Origin of the sequence: Halovibrio variabilis (genome assembly GCF_007991175.1) — a bacterium.
Taxonomy (GTDB): Bacteria; Pseudomonadota; Gammaproteobacteria; order Pseudomonadales; family Halomonadaceae; genus Vreelandella; species Vreelandella variabilis.
This window is the reverse complement of the sequence record NZ_BJXV01000002.1, coordinates 65,135-89,446: the sequence shown is the minus strand read 5'-3', so window position 1 is coordinate 89,446 and position 24,312 is coordinate 65,135. Positions and strand designations below refer to the sequence as shown.

Sequence of the window (24,312 nt, the reverse complement as noted above, 5' to 3'; positions counted from 1 at the left end):
GACCATTTACTTTCACGTTTTTTGCATACAATTTAGGAAGTAGCCACTATGTCAGCTAAACAAGTTAAGTTCTCAGATGATGCCCGTAAACGCATGGCGCGCGGTGTTGACATTCTTGCCAATGCGGTAAAAGTTACCCTCGGCCCGAAAGGCCGTAACGTGGTGCTGGAAAAATCTTTCGGCTCCCCCACCGTGACTAAAGACGGTGTTTCTGTCGCCAAAGAGATCGAACTGAAAGACAAGTTCGAAAACATGGGCGCTCAGATGGTTAAAGAAGTTGCTTCTCAAACCTCTGACGTCGCTGGCGACGGCACTACCACCGCCACGGTTCTGGCTCAGGCCATTATCGCTGAAGGCCTGAAAGGCGTGACCGCCGGCATGAACCCGATGGATCTTAAGCGCGGCATCGACCAAGCCGTTGCGGCTGCCGTTAAAGAAATCCAGGCAATGTCAGTGCCCTGCACCGACACTAAATCTATCGCTCAGGTAGGTACGATTTCTGCCAATGGTGATAAGCGTATCGGTGAAATCATCGCGGAAGCGATGGAAAAAGTCGGTAAAGAAGGCGTTATCACCGTCGACGAAGGCCGTGGCTTTGAAGATGAGCTAGAAGTCGTTGAAGGCATGCAGTTCGATCGTGGTTATCTGTCGCCTTACTTCGTGACCAACCAGGACACCATGTCCGTTGAACTGGAAGATCCTTACATCCTGTTAGTGGATAAAAAGATCTCCAACATCCGTGAGCTGCTACCGGTACTAGAAGCCGTTGCCAAGCAGGGCAAGCCGCTTGCCATCATCGCGGAAGACATCGAAGGCGAAGCGCTGGCAACATTGGTCGTAAACAACATGCGCGGTATCGTTAAGGTAGCCGCTGTTAAAGCGCCTGGCTTTGGCGACCGTCGTAAATCCATGCTGCAGGATATCGCTATCCTGACCAACGGCACGGTAATTTCTGAAGAAGTTGGCCTAACGCTTGAGCAAGCTAACCTGGATCACCTGGGTACTGCTAAGCGTATGACAATGTCTAAAGAAAACACCACCATCATCGATGGCGCTGGTGCAGAAGCCGATATCGAAGCACGTGTGGGTCAGATCCGCACGCAAATCGAAGACACATCGTCTGACTACGACAAAGAGAAACTGCAAGAACGCGTTGCCAAACTGGCAGGCGGTGTTGCCGTTATCCGCGTTGGTGCTGCCACCGAAGTGGAAATGAAAGAGAAGAAAGCCCGCGTTGAAGACGCCCTGCACTCTACCCGTGCGGCCGTTGAAGAAGGCGTGGTGCCTGGCGGCGGTACTGCACTGGTTCGCGTCATGGCGAAAGTACAGGGCCTGACCGGCGATAACGAAGACCAGAACCATGGTATCAACATGGCGCTGCGTGCGTTGCAGTCTCCGCTACGTCAAATCGTTTCTAACGCCGGTGTAGAGCCAGCAGTGGTCATCAACCGCGTTAAAGACGCTGAAGGCAACTTCGGTTACAACGCACAAACGGGTGAGTACGGCGACCTGTTCGAAATGGGTGTTCTAGACCCAGCTAAAGTAACGCGTAGTGCGCTGCAATCCGCTGGTTCTGTTGCGGGTCTAATGATCACCACAGAGTGCATGATTGCCGAAGATCCGGAAGAGAAAGAAGCCGCGCCTGATATGGGTGGCATGGGCGGAATGGGTGGCATGGGCGGCATGATGTAATGCAACCCTGAGCCCTCTGCTCAAGACTGCTAGTCGTCTTTAAAAAGCAGTCAACAACAACCCCGCCTTGTGCGGGGTTGTTGCGTTTTAAGCCTTGTGACAACGTCAAAGCGGACAAATGAGCGGTTGCCCATGGCCTAGCACCAACGTGTTATTATCAGCGCGATTTTTAAGCTACCGGGCGCATTAACGCATGTTGCAGCATATACGTATCGTACTCGTTCAAACTTTCCACCCGGGCAATATCGGCGCGGCGGCACGGGCGATGAAAACCATGGGCTTAACCGAGCTGGTGCTGGTAAATCCACGTCTGTTTCCCGATGAAGAGGCGACTCGGTTAGCCGCAGGCGCCGCCGATGTTCTGGAAAGTGCTCGGGTGGTTAGCTCGCTGGATGAGGCCGTTAACGACTGCGTTCAGGTCGTCGGTGCCAGCGCGCGTTTACGCAGCCTGCCCTTGCCGCACTTTGATGAACCCGACGCGATGGCCGCAGACGTTATTCAAAATGCACAAACGGCGCCGGTGGCGCTAGTGTTTGGCCGCGAACGCTCGGGGCTGACTAACGATGAGATTCGCTGCTGCACCCATCAGGTGAGTATTCCCGCCAACCCTGACTACGGCATTCTGAATTTATCCCAGGCGGTGCAGATATTGGCTTATGAAGTCCACCGCGCGTGGCGTAAAGGCGAGGCGAGCGGTTTTGCTTATCAGCGACCGCTAGACGCAACGCCGCCTAGCCGTGAACAGTTCATGCACTTCCAGAGTCACCTGGGTCGCCTAATGCAACAAAGCGGCTTTTTAACCCAGCCCCACGCCCGCACCGAGGAGCAGCTACAAGCGCTCTTTGCCCGCGCCCAACCCAGCCGCAAAGAGCTTTCACTGCTGCGCGGGCTATTAAGTGCGTTTGAAAGCCACCTGCCTGAACAGTAACAAATGAAACGCGAAAAAAGGGACAACCAGTGTTGTCCCTTCTCATTCTACAATAGCCGTTTTAAAGCAGCCGTTTTAAAGCAGCGCTTTAGAGCATCATCGCCGCTAGCCAGCCAAAGCCGACTAACGGAATGTTGTAGTGCAGAAACGTTGGCACCACGCTGTCCCACATATGGTCATGCTGACGGTCAACGTTAAGCCCTGAAGTAGGGCCTAGCGTAGAGTCTGACGCCGGTGAGCCCGCATCGCCGAGCGCCGCCGCCGTGCCGACCAAAACAACCGTCGCCATGGGCGAAAAACCAAACTGTACCGCCAAAGGCACAAAAATCGCGGCAATAATGGGGATGGTAGAGAACGACGAGCCGATACCCAAGGTAATAAACAGCCCGACCAGCAGCATCACCAGCGCGGCTAACCCTCGGTTATCGCCGAAGAGCGCAAACGCTCCTGACACCAGGGCGTCAATTTCGCCGGTGGTTTTCATTACCTCGGCAAACCCTGCCGCGGAAATCATGATAAAACCGATCAGCGCCATCATGCGCATACCGCTGGTGAATAGATCGTCCGCTTCACGCCACTTAAATATCCCGCCCAGCGATAATAGACCAATACCCACCAACCCCCCCAAGATCATGGAACCACTGTAAAGCTGCAGGCCAAGTGCCGCGACAATGGCCACCCCGGACATCACCAGCCCCAGCATATGCGGCTTGGCAGGCGTATGCGCTTCCGTCGCGTTGGCGTTTACAATATCCTCAATCTGATACTCACGGGGGCGACGGTAACTCCATAGCAGCGCAACGATTAGCCCGAGCGCCATGCCCCCAACCGGTATCGCCATCGCCAGTGGCACCATGCCCCGGGTGATTTCCAAGCCCAGCGGCTCGCCAACGCTATTCAGGTTGGCCAGCAGAATATCATTGAGAAAAATGGCCCCAAAGCCTACCGGCAACAGCATATAAGGCGCCGTCAAGCCAAAGGTAAGCGCACAGGCCACCGCGCGCCGATCAAGCTTCAAACGGTTCATCACCGTTAACAGCGGCGGAATCAACACCGGTATAAAGGCAATATGCACCGGAATCGCATTTTGCGATGAGATCGCCACCAACAGTACCGCCGTCAATAGCAGCATTTTGACCCGCGCCTGATGCACGGCGGTGGTTTCCTTGCCGAGTAGCGTAATCAAACGGTTAGCCAGCATATCCGGCAACCCAGAGCGAGAGATCGCCACGGCGAACGCCCCCAAGGTGGCGTAAGCCAACGCCACCTGGGCACCGCCGCCCACCCCTGCGTTAAAGGCGTCCAAGGTTTGTTCGAGCGAAAGCCCACCCACCAAACCGCCGACTAAAGCCCCCACTACCAGCGCAAATACCACCGAGACACGCGCCAACGACAGTGCCACCATCACCAGCACCGCAAGAATTACTGCATTCATGAAGTTTCCTAGAGCTATTGAGAGATCATTAACGACAAAGGCGGCGAATTTTAGCAGATTAAAACGGCAAACCTAAGGCGATGGCTTCTCCTTAGCGCATTACTACTTTAGTAGCGGCTCTCTTGCTGCATTGCACCATGCTGCCTACCATCTCTCTCTTGCCCACAGTCAGCGCTAATTTACCCTTCGCTTAGGAGCCCCCATGAGCATACTGGCTATCGTCATTTCGCTGCTTTTATTGATGTTCCTCGCCTATCGAGGCATCTCAGTACTGCTCCTAGCCCCACTAATGGCCAGTTTGGCGGTGGTGCTCTCTGGGGATGTGGCTTTTTTGTTGCCGATCTATACCGATACGTTCATGGGCGCGCTAGGTAACTACGTTAGGCAGTTTTTCCCGCTGTTTTTATTAGGCGCGCTTTTTGGCCAGCTGATGGCCGATTCCGGCGCCGCTCAGTCGATTGCTAATGGCATTGTCAATAAGCTAGGCACCCACCATGTGGTACTCACCGTCGTCATGGCCTGTGCGGTATTAACCTATGGTGGCGTGTCGCTGTTTGTCGTCGCCTTTGCCATTTTCCCGATCAGTCGCGAACTGTTTCGCAGCGCCAATGTTCCCAAACGCCTGATTCCCGCTTCGATTGCGCTTGGCTCGTTTACCTTCACCATGACCGCCCTACCAGGAACACCCGCGATACAGAACGCGATCCCCATTCCTTATTTTGAAACCAACAGCTTTGCAGCGCCTGGCCTGGGGATTATCGCCGGGCTGATCATGCTGGGGCTGGGTACTGTCTACCTGCAGTCTCGGGTCAAAAAAGCGGCAGCCAACGGCGAAGGCTACGGCCAGCATACTAACCGCGAAGCCGATTCCGATGCGGAAACCGTCAACACGGCCGGCCTGTCGCTGTGGCTAGCTATTATACCGATCATTATGGTGATTGGATTGAATGCCCTGTTTACCTACGGGGTGTTTCCAGCCATGGATCTACGCTTTATTAGCGAAGAGTTTGAAAACGTTTCTCCTTCTGGGCAAAGCGGGCTGTGGGCCATTTTGATCGCCCTACTCAGCGCATCAGCCTGGCTGATTATTACCCGCTGGCGTCATTGGCAGGACCTTAAAGCGAGTGTCAACAAGGGCTGTCTTGGCTCGCTGTTACCAATTTTCAATACCGCCTCAGAGGTCGGCTACGGTGCCGTTATTGCCAGCATGGCGGGCTTTGCGATTATCCGCGATTCGGTACTCACGGCTTTCCCAGGCAATCCGTTGATTTCTGAAGCCATGGCCATGAGCGTGCTCGCGGGAATCACCGGTTCTTCATCCGGCGGCCTCTCGATTGCTTTAGAAACTCTGGGCGGTGAATACCTGGCGATGGCGCAAGACGCTGGCATCGACCCTGAGCTAATGCACCGCGTAGCAACGCTTTCAGCGGGCGGTATGGATACCCTTCCGCACTCAGGGGCGGTTATTACCCTGTTGGCTATCTGCGGCCTGACGCATCGCCAATCCTACGGCAACGTTGCCATGGTCACTATCGCGCTGCCGGTCATCGCGTTAATCAGCGTGATTACCCTGGGAACTCTGTTTGGCAGCTTTTAACGAGTCTTTGGCAATGCTCCCGGTGTTTGGTGAGACGCTTTATACTGCTCTGCCTGTGCATCGTCGGCATCAACACTTAGGTTAGCCGGTTTAGTTGTATGGATACTGAGCAAGATCAATTTTTTATTGGCCTGCATCCATATACTATGAAAGATAAGAAAGCACCTATAAGTGCTAAAACGCCCCTGCTATGCGGAAAACTCGATGGATTTAGTCGTATCGCTCGCCCGACAATTGAAAGATAGCCTGCGTGATCTTGCGCCGGTGGTACTGGTGATCGCGTTCTTTCAATTAGTGGTTATCCGTCAGCCTCTTCCCGATACCCTCGCGTTACTCGATTTAGTCCTGGGCCTGATATTTGTTGTGGTTGGCCTTACGCTATTTATCAAAGGATTGGAGCTAGGGTTGTTTCCCCTGGGCGAGAATTTAGCCCGCGCATTTGTAAAAAAAGGGTCGGTTTCATGGTTATTAACCTTCGCCTTTGCACTCGGCTTTGGCTCGACTGTGGCCGAACCGGCGTTAATCGCTATTGCCGACCGAGCAGCCGACGTCGTGGCACAGGGCGGTTTAATTAGCCAAAGCACTAACGCGCAGGCCAGCTTTGCTTTTGCGCTGCGCATGGTGGTGGCTGTCTCTGTGGGGGCTGCCGTCATGGTGGGAGTGGTGCGCATTTTAAAAGGCTGGCCGCTGCATTTAATCATTATCGCCGGCTACGTGCTGGTCCTGCTGCTAACACTGCTCGCTCCCGCGGAAATGGTGGGTATCGCCTACGATTCTGGCGGCGTGACCACCTCGACCATTACGGTACCGCTGGTGACCGCACTGGGCGTTGGGCTGGCAACGGCGATTAAAGGCCGCAGCCCGATGCTCGACGGCTTTGGCCTGATCGCACTGGCATCGGTGATGCCGATTATTTTTGTGCTGCTATTTGGCATTATGGGTATCCACCTTATTCCAGGCGCCGCGTCATGACCCTTATCACAATGTTGTGGGGCACGCTGCTGGATATCCTGCCCATCGCGGCGATCATTTTTGGCTTTCAATACCTGGTGATTCGCAAACCTGTCAAACACCTGCCTCAAGTCATGGCGGGTTTTTTGATGGTCTGGGTGGGTCTATCTTTTTTTCTTGTCGGTTTAGAGCAAGCGCTATTCCCCATGGGGGAGCTTATGGCCAATCAGCTGACCCATCATGACTTTTTACCCAGTTTAACAGAGGGCGCCAAGCGTCATTGGAGCGACTACTACTGGGTGTATCTGTTTGCTTTTGCGATTGGCGCCAGCACGACGATTGCTGAACCTTCGCTGATTGCGGTGTCGTTAAAGGCGGGGGAGATTTCAGGCGGGACCATTAACCCATTGATGCTACGCATCGCCGTTGCGCTCGGCATGGCCTTTGGCATTACCCTGGGGACGTGGCGAATTGTGATGGGCTGGCCTTTACAGTGGTTCGTTTTGGTCGCTTACCTACTGGTGATTATACAAACCCTACGTTCGCCGCGTTCTATCATTCCACTGGCGTTTGACTCGGGCGGCGTCACTACTTCAACTATCACCGTACCTATTATAGCCGCGTTAGGCTTAGGCCTTGCAGCAGAAATACCCGGACGCAGCCCGGTAATGGATGGTTTCGGCATGATCGCGCTTGCCTGTTTATTTCCGATTATTACCGTAATGGGCTACGCCCAAATCGCCCAGTGGCAGGCCAAACGACAGCGCCGCGCCAACGTTTCAACAGCTTTGAACAGCAAGCTCTTAGGGAAAGGTGATCACGATGCGCTTTAAACTGATAGTCGCGATGGTGGAAGATGACTTGACCGATGACATTCTGGAAGCCGCTCGCCAGGCAGGCTCTACCGGGGCGACGGTGATTAACAATGCGCGTGGCGAAGGGCTGAATAAGGCCCATGGCATTTTTGGCATGGAGATTACCGCACAGCGCGATATGCTGCTATTTCTGGCCGAGGAGCACCGCAGCCGCCATATTCTTGAAGCCATTGCGAAGGTGGGTGAATTTGACGAAACGCCCGGCACGGGCATCGCCTTTCAACTGGATGTCGAAGATGCCGTGGGGATAAAAAATCAGATAAAATCGCTCGCTAACGCTGAAAAACAGCCGCAATCGTAACGTCCGCGTCACTCCAGCCAGGTATTAGCTACCCAGCTTAGTTAGCCCATGCGCCAGCGACGCCACTGGCGCAGTAACAGCCGTGCTTGGGCGCAAACAGCAAGATCAAACCGTAGTGGTTCACGCTGGCTTCTACCCCGGCATCCACTGCTCTAGCTGATAGCCCACCACATCCGCCGACTCTAAAGCGGCAAAGTTGCTGGGGGGTAGCTCCCACTCGTGAACCTCAGCGCCAATCGGCGTTAGTACCGTCACGTTGGCATTCCTCCCGGCTACCTGATTGACTAAATCACCCAGGACTGAAAAGGTCACCGCAACGTTTAAAGGAGAAGACGCAGCCTCTGCGGTCTCAAGGCAACCAAGCATAGTGGCAGGCTGAAGGCCATCACCGATAGTGCTTGTTCATTATACTTCTCCTTTTACGTCACCATTGTTAGAATTTTTAGCGTAACAAGAAAGCATTGTGCAAATAATTTAGCCTTGGCTAACAATGTTGCAAAAAAATACGCTACCATCACAGGAACTATCCAATGATTGTTGCCATTACCTTAGATATAATTTGCCAATGACTGATTCCAACCCAAACGCTTCACCTTCCGCCCCCAGCATGCCCAGTGATGCACTGCCGCCGGTGGAGCAGCACGCCCAGCAATATGCAACGGTGCGCAATGCCCATGAAACAGAGCTAATTGAAGACTATGTTGAGCTGATCGGCGATTTACTAACGCATCGCGGCGAAGCGCGCGCAGCGGATATTGCCAACCGCATGGGGGTTAGCCAAGCGACGGTGTCAAAAATGATTCGCCGCTTAAATGAGCTGGAATTAGTTACCAGCAAGCCCTATCGCTCACTATTTCTGACCGCAGCGGGTCAGGAAATGGCGGAAACCTCGCGCGCCCGCCACGATGTTGTGCTTAACTTTTTACGCACCCTTGGGGTTAGGGATGCCACGGCGCGTATTGATGCCGAAGGCATGGAACACCACGTGAGCGATGAAACACTCGCCATCATGCAGCGCTTTACCGAGCAGCAGGAGCGTCGCTGACCAGGAACGTCACTGACCAAGTATGTTGGGCTCAGTGGCCAGGCTCTCGTATCGGCATCCCCAGTCGCCCCACGCCCGGCAATTTTAACGCGGGGTGCATGACATCAATACCGAAACTCAAGCCCAGCAGGTTAACTTCAATACCCTCTTCCCGGGCCAGCATAATACCGGCTACGCCGCCTAACGAGAGCTGATAACCGGTGCCACTGGGCGCAGGGGCGAACACGCCGTTAAAAATGTAATCCTTGCCAATGGCAGTCACCGGCAACGCTACCTCAAAACCTGGCACTTCACGAATTACCCAAGCAATAAAGCTATTACTGTTAGGCCCAGGCCATACACGATATAAGTCGGCTTGGGGGTAGTTTGCGGCAGCGGCTTCTATCTGCGGTATCATCTGCGTAGCGAGATCACCGCGGTAGTCGGCCAGCAAGGTAGGCGGGTTGCCAAACCAGGAACGGTCAGGCGTATCGATGGAGGACACTACCGTTGGACGGCGCCAGCTCAACACTTGGTGCAGCCGGTAGCTATCAGCGTTTGCCTGTTTGGTTGCGATCCAGATATGTTCGCCAAACGCCCCTCGCCAGCTATAAGCGCGGGCAGAATAGACTTGTATCACAGCTTCAGCATTCGATACGGGATCAGGCGCTATCCCAGCCGATGACCGGTCAAGTGTCGACCAGTGCCCATCGGTCACCACCTGATTGCTTGCCAATATCCATACAGGGCCAATCATTAGCAGCGCGCAAAGCGCCGCCATGCTGAGCAGCCATCGCAGTAGCGTTTTCATGGTGATGTCCGTGGCGATCGTTACCTGTTGATAACGCGCTAGCTCACGAAACGCAAGTTTGGTTCCCAACGGCTATAGGAGGGCTAAACAGATGGCCGTCCCGGCTTACTGAGTTAGCCCTGTAGGCTTCTTAATCTTACTTCCCCGTGGGTATCAAGTAACGACCAAGCGCCGACCTATAAAATTTTTTATTTTATTTACATCGCTAGACGGGTCTTAGGAAAGACTATACCCCACTGCTCACCACATTCATAAAGCACCTGATATTCATTGTTTTTCTGCTTTAAAAAATTAAAAAACGATTGATGTAATTCAGGCGTAGCATTCGTTTCCAGCAGCCAACTAAAAAACACGCATGACAGTTTAGCGGATTCCTCAGCACTCACCAACGTCTTTCGGCTCATGGATTCATCCACCACAAAGAAGTGATCGTTGTTCATATTTAAAAAATTAGGTTCCATCAACGCACCCGCATCAACGCATGTGTCAAGTTCCATCCGCTTAGCCACTTCTTGCAGATTGTGAAGGCGGTGCTCGCACTCCATAGCCATAGCGTTCATTAAACGACTAACCGATTGATCAAATGGCAGGTAGCTAAGCGACAACCTTTGATAGCGGTTTAGCTCAATCACTTCGTGTGAATACGCTAAGTTGAGCTGATCCTGAGGCAAAAAGTTATGTTTTTTTAAGTTATTCATGAGCAAGTCCTCTAATCGTAATCAGATGCAGGCAAGCATCTAAGAGGACATCTTAGAGAGAAACAAAGCTGACTTTCTATGATCCATGTTAACCTTTTTGCACGGATGAGAAAGATCAGAAAGTATAAACGCTTAGCTCAGCCATTAGCATGAGCCGAGTAATTATCATGCATTAACTTCTATTTTTTAAATATAATTTTATCTATAAAACTATATTTTTAAATATTGCTAAAACCCAATAAAAGATGAACGATATTTTAAGTATCATACCAAATTTAGGTGCTTATGCTCGCGCAGCATCGTCTCTATGTCGGTCGCTGGCAAAGGCCGACTAAAATAGTAGCCTTGGACTTGGTCGCAACCGTGGCGCTTAAGATAATCCAACTGGGCCACTGTTTCGACGCCTTCGGCAACCACTTCCATCTGTAGGTTATGGGCCAAGCCGATAATCGCATTCACGATAGCGGCATCGTCAGGGACGCTGATCACGTTGCGAATAAAGGCGATGTCAATCTTCAGCTTATCAACCGGAAAGCGACGCAAATAAGCCAAGCTAGAATAGCCAGTGCCGAAGTCATCGATAGAAATTTGTACGCCCAACTGTTTCATGTTCCTTAGCTTGGAGATGGTGCAGTTGGTATTTGCCATCAGTGAGCTTTCGGTTAGCTCTAGCTCGAGCATTTCGCCACTGATGTTATTGTCGCTCAAACCGGCACGGACATCTGCCTCCAGATCTCCTTCTAGAAACTGGCGTCCTGCTACATTAACTGATATCTGCACCTGACCGATGTCGGTGCTAGCCCATACGGCGAGCTGCTTGCACGCGGTAGCGACCACCCAACTCCCGACCTTGACGATCATGCCGGTTTCTTCCAGCGTTGGGATGAACGCATTGGGCGCCACTAGGCCATGTCCTGGCCGCTCCCAGCGCAGCAAGGCCTCCATGCCGACGATACGGCCGCTGCTGAGTTCAACCTTGGGCTGGTAATACAGCACGAACTCTTCTTTTTCGATGGCCTGACGCAGGGCAATTTCAAGCTTGAGTCGCGCCCGCATGTCGGTATTCATCTGGCCGGTAAAAAATCGGTAGGTGTCTCGCCCCGCATGCTTGGCTTGATACATCGCAGTGTCAGCATATTTGAGCAGAGTATCGGCATCGCCTGCATCATCGGGAGAGAGCGTAATGCCGATACTCGCAGTCACCGTCACTTCATGACCCTGCAAGCTAAACGGAGCACACAGGGCGTTGCGGATTTTGGTGGCGACCCGGAGCGCCCCCTGCGGCCCATTGGGCAGTAACAGAATCACGGCGAATTCGTCGCCGCCCAGACGCCCCAAGGTGTCGCGCACGCGCACGCATTGCATCAACCGGCTGCTGAATTCTCTCAGCAACTCATCGCCCGCAGCATGACCGATGGTGTCGTTAATATTTTTGAAATGGTCCAGATCAATAAACATGATCGCAGCAGTCATGCCATTTTCTTCGGTCAACACCAGCATCCGCGCGAGCGTTTCATAAAACAGTGTACGGTTGGGCAGGCCGGTTACATTATCGTAGTGGGCCAATTGATACATCCGGTGCTCGGCCAGTTTACGTTCGGAAATATCGCGCAAGACTCCAACAATCACCATGGAATCGCCCGAACGAATGGCATGCCGATGCATCTCCACGGTCACTTGGGAGCCGCCATTGCATTTAAGCAATACTTCCTCGTGAAAGCCGGTAGCGTTTTCTTCAATAATGGCCTCAAATTCGCACTGTAGCTGCTCTGGCGTGATCGAAGTGAGTTCAGACGGGGCGAGTTCGAGAAATTCTTCGCGTGAGTAGCCAAACAGCTTGCAGGCGGTGGCGTTGACTTCGATAAAGCGCTGGCTGGCGCTGTCGATCAGAAAGATCGAGTCAGCCGTCGCATCCATGGCGCTCTGAAAGCGCTGTAGAGTGGCCGTGCGCGCCTGCACCTGCTGCTCCAGCATCAGGGTATGGTTGATCAGAAAGTCACCATAGGCTTTCAGTCGCAACAGATTTCTCACGCGCAGCCATAGCTCCGCGCGGTCGACAGGCTTGGTCAGGAATTCCTCCGCCCCCGCGCTCAGGCCAGCCAAACGGGCCTCCCGGTCAATCTGTGCGGTCAGCATGATAATCGGGATATTGGAAGTGAGCTCATCTGCCTTGATAGACCTGGCAACTGCGTAACCATCCATACCGGGCATCATGATATCCAGCAGAATCAGGTCAGGTGCTTGCTGGGCGACGATAGCTAAAGCCTCCTCCCCGCTAGCAGCCATAACGGTTTGATACCCCTCAGGAAGGAGAAGCACTTCCAGCAGCCTACGATTCTGTAATTCGTCATCGACAATGAGGATAGTACCGGCGGTGGCGGTGGCAACAGTACTGCTCATGGTGATCTCCGTTAACGCAAAAAAGTCTTATCGGCGACGTCCACAGCATCCTTGGCCAGCAGCGCATCAATGGCTGCATAAAGCTCCTGGTAGCGCAGGGGCTTGGCGATATAACCGTTGCAACCAGCCGTTTCGCATTTCTCTTTGTCCGCTTTCATCGCCATCGCGGTCAGCGCAATAATGGGAATGTGGGCAGTGCTGGGATCCTGCTTCAGCAGCGCGGTCGCTGAGAGACCATCCATACCCGGCAGCTGGATATCCATCAGAATCAAATCGGGCACTTCAACACGCGACAAAGCGACCCCTGATTCCGCATCGACCGAGCAGTACGTCTGGTGTCCGGCTTTGTGCAATAGCAACAAGGCCAACTTCATGTTGGCTGGGTTGTCTTCGATGATGAGTATTCTGGCCATTGGTCATACCTTTATTATTTTGGAGGTAGCAGTGCACGCCGGACTTCGGCGATAAAGCGCTCCTGGCTAAAGCCGGCTTTTTCAACAATATTGATAATGTGATCTGAATTATTACTTAACGCGGCACGATCTATTTCGGTGATTGTCTTAGCGGTCACCACTAGAATCGCTATATTTGCCGTAGCGGGATTGCTTTGGAGCGCCTCGACCACATCGAAGCCGTTGACGACCGGCATCATAAGGTCGAGTAGAATGAGGTCCGGCCGCAAACGCTGCGCCAGTGTAATTGCCTCGGCCCCACCATAGGCTCGCACCACCGCATAAGCTGGCGTCGGCAAAAATGCCGTAATCACCTCGACGGCCTTGGGGTCATCGTCCACTACCAGGATGGTATGGGTTTTTTTCTCATCGGGGTGCAGTCCGAGGTCAGCCAGTGATGTTTGCAGGTGACTACGGCTGATCGGCTTTTGCATAGCCGCAGCGGCGCCACCGGCCAGCGCCATGTTGCTATCGGCCTCGCTCGCTATCACTACTACTGGGACCCGCGCCAGCTCACTGCTTGTGCTTATACGCAATAAGAACTCCCAACCGTCCATGTCCGGCAGGGCCAGATCAAGTGTAATCAGACTTAGGGGTTGTAACGGCGCCAGCGCCAGTGCGGCTTCAGCACTGGCTGCATGCAACACGCTAAAGCCCTCAGACTCAAGCAGCATGCGGAGTAAATCGGCCGCGCGCTTGTCCGGCTCGACCACCAGCGCCACGCGCTCTGCGTTATGGTCATCTGATGCTATGTTGGCAAGAACTTGGCGCTTTTGTTGGTCATCTTGAGTAGCTGTCACACGTAACGGCAACCAGACAGCGAAACACGTACCCTCGTTCTCGGCACTGGCCACCGCCACCGTCCCACCATGCAATTCGGCAAGCTGTTTGACCATGGCAAGCCCCAGCCCGGTACCTTCAAACCTGCGCGACAAGCTGCTATCAATCTGGCTGAACGCCTGGAACAGCTTGCCCATATCAGCGATAGAAATACCGATCCCGCTGTCGCTGACGCAGATTTCCAGGAAGTCGTTGTATTCATTGTTTGCTAATTCAAAGCCTTGCATTGCCCAATCGCCGGGCAGGGTACCCACACTGGCGCGCCCTACTCTCCTGGCGCTTAAGTTGATGCGCGCGCCAGGCGGGCTGAACTTGACCGCGTTCGACAACAGGTTGTAGACGATCTGCTTGGTCTTGCGCATATCGAGCTGCGGAACGCCCAGATCTTCCCCAACTGTTAGCTCAAGCATGATACTGCGAGCCGCAGCCTTTTCCTTGACGATCGACAGGCTGTTTGTCAGCAGCGTATTCAAATCGACCGGCTCGAGTTCGAGCGCCATCATGCCAGCCTCAACCTTCGAGAGATCCAGAATGTCATTGATCAGAGAGAGCAAGTGCTGCCCACTGGTAAAAATATCGGTGATGTACTCATGCTGACTTTCGGAAATATCGCCGATCAACCCGTCCTTGAGCGCTTCCGAAAAACCGATGATCGCATTCAGCGGCGTGCGCAGTTCATGCGACATCGTGGCCAAGAACTCCGACTTCATGCCACTGGCACGCTCCAATTCTGCGTTTTTCTCCTGCAGGGTGCGCTCCCAACGCTTGCGTTCAGTGACATCGCGTGCTGAAGCAAACACGCCTTGTACCTTGCCATCGCGATCATGGAAAGTGGCCGCGTTATAAGACACAACGGTTTCAGCCCCATTCAATGCGCGCACGGTTAATTCGTAGTCGCGGACCTTGCCTTCGCAAAGCACGCGTTGGATTGCGGCATCCGCCTGCTCTGGATCGGTAAAGAAGTCCTTGCTCGGCACACCGATCAGCTCATCGCGGGTACGCCCAGTCAGCGTGATCATCTGCTGGTTCACGTCCGAAATGATGCCCTGCGGATCGGTCATCATTAGCGCATCAATATTCGACTCGATCAGCGAGCGGGTATAGTACTGCTGATCATGTAGGCGCTTATCAAACTGTGCTTGCGACTCTTCAATCTGCTGGCGCACGGTATTGTCGGTGCCGATCAACAAATAACCAATAATCTTGTCGTCCGCGTCACGCAAGGCCGTCACCGAGACCATGGCGGGAAAGCGACTACCGTCCTTGCGTACATAGGTCAGTTCATAAATATCTTCGATGCCGCGCGAGGCCTTGAATATCAACGCCTCAAACCCAGGTGTAATCGGCTCTCCCAATTCCCTGCTCAGAGCGTCGGCACGGGCAATAAGCTCCTGCGGATCCGATATATCGGCCGGCGTAATTTTATTCACCACGTCCGCCGCCGAAAAACCCAGCATGCGCTCTGCACCGACGTTGAAAATCTGAATGACGCCCTTTTCATCGGTGGCAATACTAGAGAAATAGGCACTGTTAAATATGGCGTCCTGCAGGGCGCCGGTCTTGATTTGTGAGGTTTGACGCTGAGACTCCGTATTGAAGTCGCCAGGCTCGCGGCCAGATGGGTCAGAGATTATTGTTTTCATACAATTACACCAATGAGCAGTACCGTAAAGGTCGGTGCGAATAGGCTCACGGAATGCTGTATAGATACTACAGAATCAAGTAAGGAGAGGAAAAATAGACTTATGCGACGTTAACATAGTTGTTTAGATAAGGCTCTGCACTATATAGTTACTTATCGTAAACAGCGTGATAAAAATAGCCAAACGTTACGCATTATTTCAATAAAAGAAGTTTTATTAGCATAACCCGGTAACTGAAAAGCCATGATATAAGGAAGCGCTTATTACAGACAAGCTAATGTAATAGCCTTCTAAGCGGAAGACAAAGATACCTACAGCATCGACATACTCAAATGAGAGTAATTAACGCATCCCGAGAAAACATTACAGTTTGTAAGTGCTGATTTTGGTAACTAAGACTTGTATATTTCTTAAGGTGGGAGTGGCGAAGCCCGCAACAGCACACAGCTGCCAAAATTTTCTTAGTGATATTACTAAGAAATAGCCTATGCCTGGTTTACTGAGAGCCTGGTTTACTGAGAATCATGCCCAATTAAGGTGAGAACGATACCTATAAATGGAGGCGGCCCCAAAAGCCACATCCCGGCACACGCAGCCACCACTACCGTTGCTCCCTTCCGGGCCTGGCGGGGTTCGCAGTTTAGCGTTGCGGGAGGACCTAAGGGGCCACCATAACGGCACACTCTTTTGTGTACAAAACTATTTCTATTAAAGCGCTTTAAAAAAAGCACTCTATCAAAAACAGTAGCGAGTGTGCTAATGCTGATGTGGTGGCTACGCCCTGATTTGAACAGGGGACCCCATCATTATGAGTGATGTGCTCTAACCAGCTGAGCTACGTAGCCTTTCCCTCATCAACGGGTGCAGATTATGCCTATGTTAGTGATGAAAGGCAAGCCGGATTCCGGCCTGCCTCCCTCATTGAAGCGAGCTTAATAAATGGACCTTACTGAATAGCAGCTCGCACGGCGGGCGCGCCGGGCTCACCGTCGCGAGTGGTAACACCTTCTAACCACGCAGTTAGCACGTCGTCATTCGCCTTCAAGTACTCACGCGCGGCATCACGCGGGTCTTCGCCATCATCCATGATCGCGCTCATCAGCTGGTTTTCCATTTCCAACGTAAAGGTCATATTGCGTAATAGCTCACCCACATTCGGGCACTCATCCACGAAACCAGCACGGGTATTGGTGTGCACTGTGGCACCACCTAAATCCGGGCCAAAGTAATCATCCGCATCAGAAAGGTAGGCCATATCGAAGTTAGAGTTCATGGGGTGCGGCTCCCAGCCTAAAAACACCATCCACTGCTCGTTGGGCACTCGAGCACGCAGTTCCGCCAACATGCCCGCTTCACTGGAATCAATCACCTGCCAATCGCCTAATCCGTAGGCGTCATCATCGATCATTTGTTCGATCAGCTCGTTGCCGTCGTTACCCGCTTCGATGCCGTGAATACTATGATCAAACTGTTCCGCGTGTTCATTCAAATCATTGACCGATGTCACCCCAGCGTCGTAAACATACTGCGGCACCGCCAGGGTGTATTTCGCCCCTTCCAGGTTGGTCGCCAAGCGCTCAACTTCACCGCGTTCGATATACGGGTCGCTGATAGACGCCATGGAAGGCATCCAGTTACCTAAAAAAACATCAAAATCATTGTTGCGCATACCCGCATAGGCGATCGGTACGGATACCGTGTCAACTCTCGGCTCATAGCCAAGGCCTGCAAGCACTTCGCTGGCTAGCGCAGTGGTGGCGGTGATATCCGTCCAACCCACTTCAGCAAAGCGAACGCTGCTGCACTCATTGGCGTAAGCCACCGTTGGTAAACCAGCGGCTAGCAATAAGGCACCTGCGTAGCGTGAATAATGCGTTTTCATCGTTGTCCCCTTAGATCGTTTGAAGCGAACACCCTATTCAAGAGCGATCACAGCGAATTTAACGTATCGACATCTTTTTATTGATTGAACGTTCAATAAAAAAATGCCACCATGTTTAGGTAATCATGCCTAACGCTTAGTTTCAAGCGTCGGCGCAAGTTAGGTATTCAACGTGATTCGTAGGAGAACGCTGTGCCAAAGGTGGGAATGGAACCGATACGCCGCCAGCAATTAATTAAAGCGACCATGGCCTCGATTGACGAAGTCGGCCTGGCCGAGACAACGGTGATGCGCATTGCGCGCCATGCTGGCGTTTCAGCCGGCATCATTAGCCACTACTTTGGCGGCAAGGACGGCCTGCTGGAAGCAACCATGCGGCAAATACTCACCGACCTGACGGATGCCGTTGCGGTGCGCCGCCATGCGTTGAAAGACAGCTCACCGCGCGCCCACATTGGGGCCATTATTGAAGGTAATTTTGATCGTACTCAGGTCACCGGTCCCGCCGCCAAAACCTGGCTGGCGTTCTGGGCCAGCAGCATGCATAAGCCCATGCTACAGCGGTTGCAAAACGTCAACGATCGCCGTCTTTACGCTAATTTATGTCACCAGTTTCGTCGCATAATGACCCATTCTGATGCACGCAACGCTGCCCGCGGTTTAGCGGCCATGATCGATGGCCTTTGGCTACGCGGTGCCTTAACGCCAAAAGGGCTTGATGCCGAGGAAGCTCGACTCCTCGCCCACAGCTATCTCGATCAGCTTTTTGCTCATCATGGATGCTTACCGCACGCATCCGACACTTACTAGCTAAAATTTTCATTTTACTGGAGGAGACCTACATGACCACTCAAAACGTACAGCCGCTTTATATTGATGGTCGCCAAGTAGACGCCACCTCAGGCGATACTTTTACCGTTACCAATCCTTTTGATGGCAGCCTGCTCGCCACTATCGGTCAAGCAAGCCAAGCCGATGTGGACACAGCCGTTGCCGCTGCCCAGCGAGGCCAGCGCGAATGGGCCGCGATGACCGGCATGCAACGCTCGCGTGTTTTACTACGCGCCGTAGCGCTATTAAGAGAGCGCAATGACGAGCTTGCCGAGCTGGAAACCCGCAATACCGGCAAGCCAATCAGCGAAACCGCTAGCGTCGATATCGTCACCGGTGCGGACGCGCTGGAGTATTACGCTGGCTTGGCGCCCGCTATTGAAGGCAGCCAGATTCCACTGCGCGACAGCTCCTTTGTGTACACCCGCCGCGAGCCGCTGGGCGTGATTGGCGCCATTGGCGCCTGGAACTACCCAATCCAAATCGCTTGCTGGAAAGCCGCCCCAGCGCTGGCCGCAGGTAACGCGGTGGTGTTTAAGCCCAGCGAAGTGACCCCGCTAACCGTGCTGAAGCTGGCCGAGATATTCACCGAGGCAGGCCTACCCAACGGCGTGTTTAACGTGGTGCAGGGCGACGGTCGCGTGGGCGCCATGCTCACCGAGCACCCTGGCATTGCCAAAATCTCGTTCACCGGCGAAGCAGGCACCGGCAAAAAGGTTATGGCAGCGGCCGCGGGTTCCAGTCTCAAAGAGGTCACCATGGAGCTAGGCGGCAAATCGCCACTGCTGGTGTTCGCCGATGCCGACCTAGACCGCGCCGCCGACGCCGCCATGATGGCGAACTTCTACTCCAGCGGCCAAATTTGCACCAACGGCACACGTGTTTTTGTTGAACGCAGCATTAAAGACGCCTTTGAAGCCAAATTGGTGGAGCGCGTTAAGCGCATCAAAGCGGGCGACCCCATGGACCCCAGCGTCAACTTTGGCCCGCTGGTGAGCTTCGAGCATCAGGAGAAAGTACTCGCCTATATCGCCCTGGGCAAAGAGCAAGGCGCCCGCCTGCTCGTCGGTGGCGATGAGTGGAACAGCGGCAGCTTTGCAGACGGCGCCTGGGCCGCCCCTACCGTCTTCACCGACTGCACCGACGATATGCGTATCGTGCGCGAAGAGATCTTTGGCCCGGTAATGTCGGTATTGGCGTTTGACGATGAAGCAGAAGTGATAAGTCGTGCCAACGACACCCCCTATGGCTTGGCCGCTGGCGTATTCAGCGAAAGCCTGAACCGAGCTCACCGCGTCATCCATCAGCTGGAAGCAGGCATCTGCTGGATCAACACCTGGGGCGAGTCGCCTTCTGAAATGCCGGTGGGCGGTTATAAAGAGTCGGGCATTGGTCGCGAGAACGGTATCGAAACGCTGAATCACTATACCCAGACCAAGTCCGTACAGATCGAGATGGGGCCGTTTGAGTCAGTGTTTTAATCCCTGAATCAACACGCTGAAACACTTAGCTCTTTACCATCTTGATGAGAGAAACATTGATGCCTCAACCACGCGAATTTGACTACATCATTATCGGCGCAGGCTCGGCGGGCAACGTGCTCGCCGCTCGCCTTACCGAAGACAGCAGCGTCAGCGTATTGCTGTTAGAAGCGGGCGGGCCTGACTACCGCTTTGATTTCCGCACCCAAATGCCCGCTGCACTGGCGTTTCCACTACAGGGAAAGCGCTACAACTGGGCGTTTGAAACCGACCCCGAACCGCATATGGATGGCCGCCGCATGGAGTGCGGCCGTGGCAAAGGCCTCGGCGGCTCCTCGCTGATTAACGGCATGTGCTATATCCGCGGCAACGCGCTCGATTACGACAACTGGGCCAAGCAGCCCGGCCTCGAAGACTGGGACTATCTAAGCTGTCTGCCCTACTTCAAAAAGTGCGAAAGCCGCGACATTGGCCCCAACGACTACCACGGTGGCGACGGGCCGGTGAGCGTGACCACGCCAAAAGCCGATAACAACCCGCTTTACCGCACCTTTATTGAAGCCGGCAAGCAGGCGGGCTACCCGGAAACCGACGACGTTAACGGCTACCAGCAAGAAGGCTTCGGCCCCATGGACCGCTTCGTTACGCCCAAAGGCCGCCGTGCATCAACGGCCCGTGGCTACCTGGATACCGCCAAACAGCGCCACAACCTCACCATCGAAACTCATGCCGTCACCGACGTCATTGAGTTTGAAGGCAAGCGGGCGGTGGGTGTGCGCTATGAGCAGAAAGGCGAAAAGCAGCAGGCCTACGCTCGCCGTGAAGTCCTGCTGTGTGGTGGCGCCATCGCCTCCCCACAGATTCTGCAGCGCTCAGGCATCGGCAACCCAGAACTGCTGGAAGAGCTTGATATTGAAACGATTCACGCCCTGCCCGGCGTGGGTGAGAACCTCCAGGATCACCTGGAGATGTACATCCAATACGAGTGCAAAGAGCCGATTTCCCTCTACCCGGCGCTAAAGTGGTACAACCAACCCAAAATCGGTGCCGAGTGGTTGTTCAAAGGTACCGGTGTGGGCGCCAGCAACCAGTTTGAATCCTGTGGTTTTATTCGTAGCCGCGATGAAGAAGAGTGGCCCAACCTGCAGTACCATTTTCTGCCTATCGCGATTAGCTACAACGGCAAAAGCGCGGTGCAAGCCCACGGCTTCCAGGCCCACGTTGGCTCTATGCGCTCGGAAAGCCGTGGTCGCATTCGAGTAACCTCGAAAGACCCCCACGCCGCGCCCAGCATTTTGTTCAACTACATGGCCAAAGACAAAGATTGGCAAGAGTTCCGCGACGCTATTCGTCTCACCCGGGACATCATCGCCCAGCCAGCGTTTGATAACTACCGCGGCCGTGAGATCGCCCCAGGCCCCGACGTGCGGACGGATGCCGAGCTTGATGCCTTCGTCAAACAGCACGCCGAAACCGCCTACCACCCCTGCGGCAGCTGCCGGATGGGCAACGACGAGATGGCGGTCACCGATGGTCAGGGCCGTGTGCATGGCATTGAGGGTCTGCGTGTGGTCGATGCCTCACTGTTCCCGGTGATCCCCACCGGCAACTTAAACGCGCCTACCATTATGCTGGCCGAGAAAATCGCCGACCGCATTAAAGGCCTTGAGCCGCTACCCCGCGCTAACGTTGACTACTATGTCGCCAACGGTGCAGCGGCTAAACGCGCCTGAACATTTAGTCTATTTACCACTCCAAACGCCATGGCCTACCGCCATGGCGTTTTTTTTGCTGGGCGCCTCACATTTGCAACGCTAAAGATGGCTAAAAACTTGCACGAGGTGGCCCCCATCTGCCAATATTCAAACAAGTGTTCGATTGACGGTCTCGTCGCCGTTTATCGCTACCATTCTTACCAACAACAGCAGGCTGAAGACTAAGCCTGAAACAAAGAGAGAGAGTCTATGCTCACCCTACTCCTTATCGTGCTCGCCATTGTCGGCTTGCTCGTGGTCATGCGTCGCGAGGCAGGTGCCCCCGCCGCGCTGGCCGTCCTTGGCGTGTTGGGCCTCGCTGGCCTGCTGTTAGACGCAACGGTGATTGGCGTACTGCTGCTAATCGGCGCGGCTGCCGTTGCCGTGGCTGGCCTGCCCGCGTTGCGCCGCCAATGGCTAACGCCACGCCTGTTCGCGATGTTCAAGAAAGTGGCGCCAAAAGTCTCTGCCACCGAGCGCACCGCCCTCGAAGCCGGCAGTGTTTCCTGGGACGGCGAGCTATTTTCAGGCAAGCCCCAGTGGGAAAAACTGCTTGCCTTTAAAGACACTGGCCTGCGCGACGATGAAAAAGCCTTTTTGGCTAATCAGTGTGCGACAGCCGCTGGCATGTGCAACGCCTGGGATATTGCCCAAGAGCGAGCCGACTTGCCCCAGCAGCTGTGGGACTTCCTGAAGAAGGAAGGTTTCTTCGGCATGATTATTCCCAAGGAGTACGGCGGCCTGGGATTCTCAGCCAAAGCCCAGTCCATGGTGCTGCAAAAGCTCTCTGCCAACGAAACCATGATGGTCACCGTGGGCGTACCCAACTCTCTCGGCCCTGGCGAGCTGCTGCTGAAATACGGCACTCAAGAACAGAAAGATCACTACCTGCCGCGCCTGTCTGATGGCCGTGAAATCCCCTGCTTTGGCCTCACCGGCCCCCGCGCAGGTTCGGATGCCACCTCGCTGCCCGATACCGGCGTTGTGTGTAAGCAGACCATCAACGGCGAAGAAGTACTCGGCCTGCGCCTGAACTTCGAAAAACGCTGGATCACGCTGGCCCCCATTGCCACCGTAGTGGGCTTGGCATTTCGTCTGTTTGACCCGGAAAAACTACTGGGTGACGAGGAAAACCGTGGCATTACCCTGGCGCTGATTCCCCGTGACACCGCTGGCATGGACATTGGCCGTCGCCACCACCCCATCGGCAGTCCGTTTATGAACGGCCCGATTATCGGCAAAGATGTCTTTGTACCGCTAGACACCATTATCGGTGGTCCCGACATGATCGGCCAAGGCTGGCGGATGCTGGTCGAGTGCCTATCGATCGGCCGCTGCATTACGCTGCCATCAGGCGCTACCGGCACCGCCCGCTACGCCCTTGGCTGGAGCGGCGGTTTCACCCGTGTTCGCCGTCAGTTCAACGTGCCAGTAGCAGAAATGGAAGGTGTGCAAGAGCCGCTCGCGCGCATGGCGGGGCTGGCGTATATCTCCCAGGCCACCGTGTATCAAACCGCCAATATGATTGATCATGGCGAAAAACCCGCGGTGCCCTCAGGAATCCTGAAAAGCCAGCTGACCGAGTTCCAGCGCGTCATACTGAGCGACGCCATGGACGTCCACGGCGGCAAGGCAGTAACACTCGGCCCGCGCAACTACTTGGGTATTGGCTACAGCGCCAATCCGGTCGCGATTACCGTGGAAGGCGCCAACATCATGACCCGCAACCTGATGATCTTTGGTCAGGGCGCGATCCGCTGCCACCCTTACGTGCTTGACGAGCTGGCCGCCAAAGACGCCAACGATATGCAAGCGTTTGATAAAGCCTTCTTTAGTCACGCTGGGCTGATATTCGGCAACGCGGCGCGGGCCTTTACCCTTGGTTTCGGCTTAGGTAAAGCCAGCGTGCCCTTTGATGGCCCCGCTGCCGTGTACGCCAAGGACATTGCCCGCCTCTCCGCTGGCTTTGGCCTGTGCGCCGATGCCGCCATGGCAAGCCTGGGGTCAGCGCTCAAAAAACGCGAAATGATCTCTGCGCGCCTTGGGGATGTGCTGTCTAACCTTTACCTCGCTTCGATGGTACTCAAGCAGTGGCAGGCAGGCAGTCAAGTAGAAGGCGAAGAGGCGCTGCTGCACTACAGCTGCCGCTTCTTACTCCAGCGTGCCGAACAGGCGTTTGTAGAGATTTTCGATAACCTGCCCAACCGCGCCCTGGGTAAGATCTTAAAAGTGGTAGTAATGCCCACCGGCCGCCGCTGGGACAAGCCCCACGACGACTTCGCTCGCGACATCGCCACGCGCGTTTCCACTCACAGCGCCCTACGTACCAAGCTGCTGGAAAACACCTGGGACGCGGACGACGGCGAACAGCGCAACCCGCTGGCGCGCTATAATGCCCTGCTGGTCGATTATGACCGTGCCGAGGTAATCTATCGGACGCTAAACAAGGCCTATGCCAAAGGTGAACTACCGCAAACCGCGTTGCACCCTGAGGCGCGCGTTGAAATCGGCTTGGAGAAAGGCCTGATCAACGCCGAAGACGCCGAGTTTATGCGCACTTTTGAGGCCGAAGTGCTGGAAATGCTCACCGTGGACGATTTCGCTTACGATGCGTTCGCAAAGAACAAATCCACGCTAATCGACCACAACAGCCAACCGACGCCTGCTACTAAGCAGGAAGAGGAAAGCGTCAAGTAATACCGCCGTTAAAAGCGTTA

At 54.3% G+C, this 24,312-nt stretch carries 18 protein-coding genes, 1 tRNA gene, 1 other RNA gene and 1 pseudogene; 11 read left to right on the top strand and 10 right to left on the bottom strand.

What is annotated here, in order from left to right:
• Positions 1-48: 48 nt before the first annotated feature.
• Positions 49-1,692, top strand: a complete 1,644-nt coding sequence (groL, locus tag HVA01_RS02345; RefSeq protein ID WP_146872929.1) for a chaperonin GroEL — start codon at positions 49-51, stop codon at positions 1,690-1,692.
• Positions 1,693-1,885: 193 nt separating this feature from the next.
• Positions 1,886-2,620: an RNA methyltransferase gene (locus HVA01_RS02340; RefSeq protein ID WP_146872928.1), complete on the top strand. Its 735-nt coding sequence runs from the start codon at positions 1,886-1,888 to the stop codon at positions 2,618-2,620.
• An 88-nt stretch (positions 2,621-2,708) separates the two neighbouring features.
• On the opposite strand, the gene HVA01_RS02335 is transcribed toward HVA01_RS02340, so the two are convergent.
• Positions 2,709-4,055, bottom strand: coding sequence for a Na+/H+ antiporter family protein (locus HVA01_RS02335; protein ID WP_146872927.1), 1,347 nt, complete (start codon positions 4,053-4,055; stop codon positions 2,709-2,711).
• Positions 4,056-4,257: 202 nt separating this feature from the next.
• Here HVA01_RS02335 and HVA01_RS02330 point away from each other — a divergent pair, with 202 nt between their 5' ends.
• The 4 genes from HVA01_RS02330 to HVA01_RS02315 all read left to right on the top strand — a co-directional run bounded on the left by HVA01_RS02330 (position 4,258) and on the right by HVA01_RS02315 (position 7,779).
• Positions 4,258-5,652, top strand: coding sequence for a GntP family permease (locus HVA01_RS02330; RefSeq protein WP_146872926.1), 1,395 nt, complete (start codon positions 4,258-4,260; stop codon positions 5,650-5,652).
• 204 nt (positions 5,653-5,856) lie between these two features.
• Entirely contained in the window at positions 5,857-6,624 is a 768-nt protein-coding gene (locus HVA01_RS02325) for a DUF1538 domain-containing protein (RefSeq protein ID WP_146872925.1), read from the top strand.
• Positions 6,621-7,436: a Na,Li,K/H(+) antiporter subunit UmpB gene (umpB, locus tag HVA01_RS02320; RefSeq protein ID WP_146872924.1), complete on the top strand. Its 816-nt coding sequence runs from the start codon at positions 6,621-6,623 to the stop codon at positions 7,434-7,436. The genes HVA01_RS02325 and umpB overlap by 4 nt, the downstream gene beginning before the upstream one ends.
• Positions 7,426-7,779: a P-II family nitrogen regulator gene (locus tag HVA01_RS02315; protein ID WP_146872923.1), complete on the top strand. Its 354-nt coding sequence runs from the start codon at positions 7,426-7,428 to the stop codon at positions 7,777-7,779. Before umpB ends, HVA01_RS02315 begins: the two co-directional genes overlap by 11 nt.
• Positions 7,780-7,920: 141 nt before the next feature.
• Here the strand turns inward: HVA01_RS02315 and HVA01_RS02310 are convergent.
• Positions 7,921-8,145, bottom strand: a pseudogene (locus HVA01_RS02310) (metal ABC transporter solute-binding protein, Zn/Mn family); the annotation flags it as partial.
• Between the two features lie 199 nt (positions 8,146-8,344).
• Between HVA01_RS02310 and mntR the strand changes: the two are divergent.
• Positions 8,345-8,824: a manganese-binding transcriptional regulator MntR gene (gene mntR, locus HVA01_RS02305; protein WP_146872922.1), complete on the top strand. Its 480-nt coding sequence runs from the start codon at positions 8,345-8,347 to the stop codon at positions 8,822-8,824.
• Positions 8,825-8,855: 31 nt separating this feature from the next.
• Here the strand turns inward: mntR and HVA01_RS02300 are convergent, their stop codons facing one another.
• From HVA01_RS02300 to HVA01_RS02265, 8 genes are all read right to left on the bottom strand, one after another.
• Positions 8,856-9,614, bottom strand: a complete 759-nt coding sequence (locus HVA01_RS02300; protein WP_146872921.1) for a DUF3750 domain-containing protein — start codon at positions 9,612-9,614, stop codon at positions 8,856-8,858.
• A gap of 197 nt (positions 9,615-9,811) precedes the next feature.
• On the bottom strand, positions 9,812-10,312 hold the full coding sequence (locus HVA01_RS02295) for a hypothetical protein (RefSeq protein ID WP_146872920.1): 501 nt from the start codon (positions 10,310-10,312) through the stop codon (positions 9,812-9,814).
• A 264-nt stretch (positions 10,313-10,576) separates the two neighbouring features.
• Positions 10,577-12,712, bottom strand: a complete 2,136-nt coding sequence (locus HVA01_RS02290; RefSeq protein ID WP_146872919.1) for a putative bifunctional diguanylate cyclase/phosphodiesterase — start codon at positions 12,710-12,712, stop codon at positions 10,577-10,579.
• Between the two features lie 11 nt (positions 12,713-12,723).
• On the bottom strand, positions 12,724-13,125 hold the full coding sequence (locus HVA01_RS02285; protein ID WP_146872918.1) for a response regulator: 402 nt from the start codon (positions 13,123-13,125) through the stop codon (positions 12,724-12,726).
• Positions 13,126-13,139: 14 nt separating this feature from the next.
• Positions 13,140-15,647 (bottom strand): PAS domain-containing hybrid sensor histidine kinase/response regulator, encoded by a 2,508-nt coding sequence (locus HVA01_RS02280; protein ID WP_146872917.1) that lies wholly within the window; start codon positions 15,645-15,647, stop codon positions 13,140-13,142.
• A gap of 566 nt (positions 15,648-16,213) precedes the next feature.
• Positions 16,214-16,310: signal recognition particle sRNA small type (ffs, locus tag HVA01_RS02275), an RNA gene on the bottom strand.
• A 105-nt stretch (positions 16,311-16,415) separates the two neighbouring features.
• Positions 16,416-16,492: transfer RNA gene (locus tag HVA01_RS02270), tRNA-Met, on the bottom strand.
• Between the two features lie 101 nt (positions 16,493-16,593).
• The gene (locus tag HVA01_RS02265; protein ID WP_146872916.1) at positions 16,594-17,529 is read right to left on the bottom strand and encodes a choline ABC transporter substrate-binding protein; all 936 of its coding nucleotides are present in this window, start codon (positions 17,527-17,529) and stop codon (positions 16,594-16,596) included.
• A gap of 192 nt (positions 17,530-17,721) precedes the next feature.
• Between HVA01_RS02265 and betI the strand changes: the two genes are divergently transcribed.
• The 4 genes from betI to HVA01_RS02245 all read left to right on the top strand — a co-directional run bounded on the left by betI (position 17,722) and on the right by HVA01_RS02245 (position 24,292).
• Positions 17,722-18,339: a transcriptional regulator BetI gene (betI, locus tag HVA01_RS02260; protein WP_176587504.1), complete on the top strand. Its 618-nt coding sequence runs from the start codon at positions 17,722-17,724 to the stop codon at positions 18,337-18,339.
• A gap of 32 nt (positions 18,340-18,371) precedes the next feature.
• Positions 18,372-19,841, top strand: coding sequence for a betaine-aldehyde dehydrogenase (gene betB / locus HVA01_RS02255; RefSeq protein ID WP_146872915.1), 1,470 nt, complete (start codon positions 18,372-18,374; stop codon positions 19,839-19,841).
• 59 nt (positions 19,842-19,900) lie between these two features.
• Positions 19,901-21,574, top strand: a complete 1,674-nt coding sequence (gene betA / locus HVA01_RS02250; RefSeq protein ID WP_146872914.1) for a choline dehydrogenase — start codon at positions 19,901-19,903, stop codon at positions 21,572-21,574.
• 231 nt (positions 21,575-21,805) lie between these two features.
• Complete coding sequence (locus tag HVA01_RS02245) at positions 21,806-24,292, top strand: acyl-CoA dehydrogenase (RefSeq protein WP_146872913.1); 2,487 nt, start codon at positions 21,806-21,808, stop codon at positions 24,290-24,292.
• The last annotated feature ends 20 nt before the right edge of the window (positions 24,293-24,312 follow it).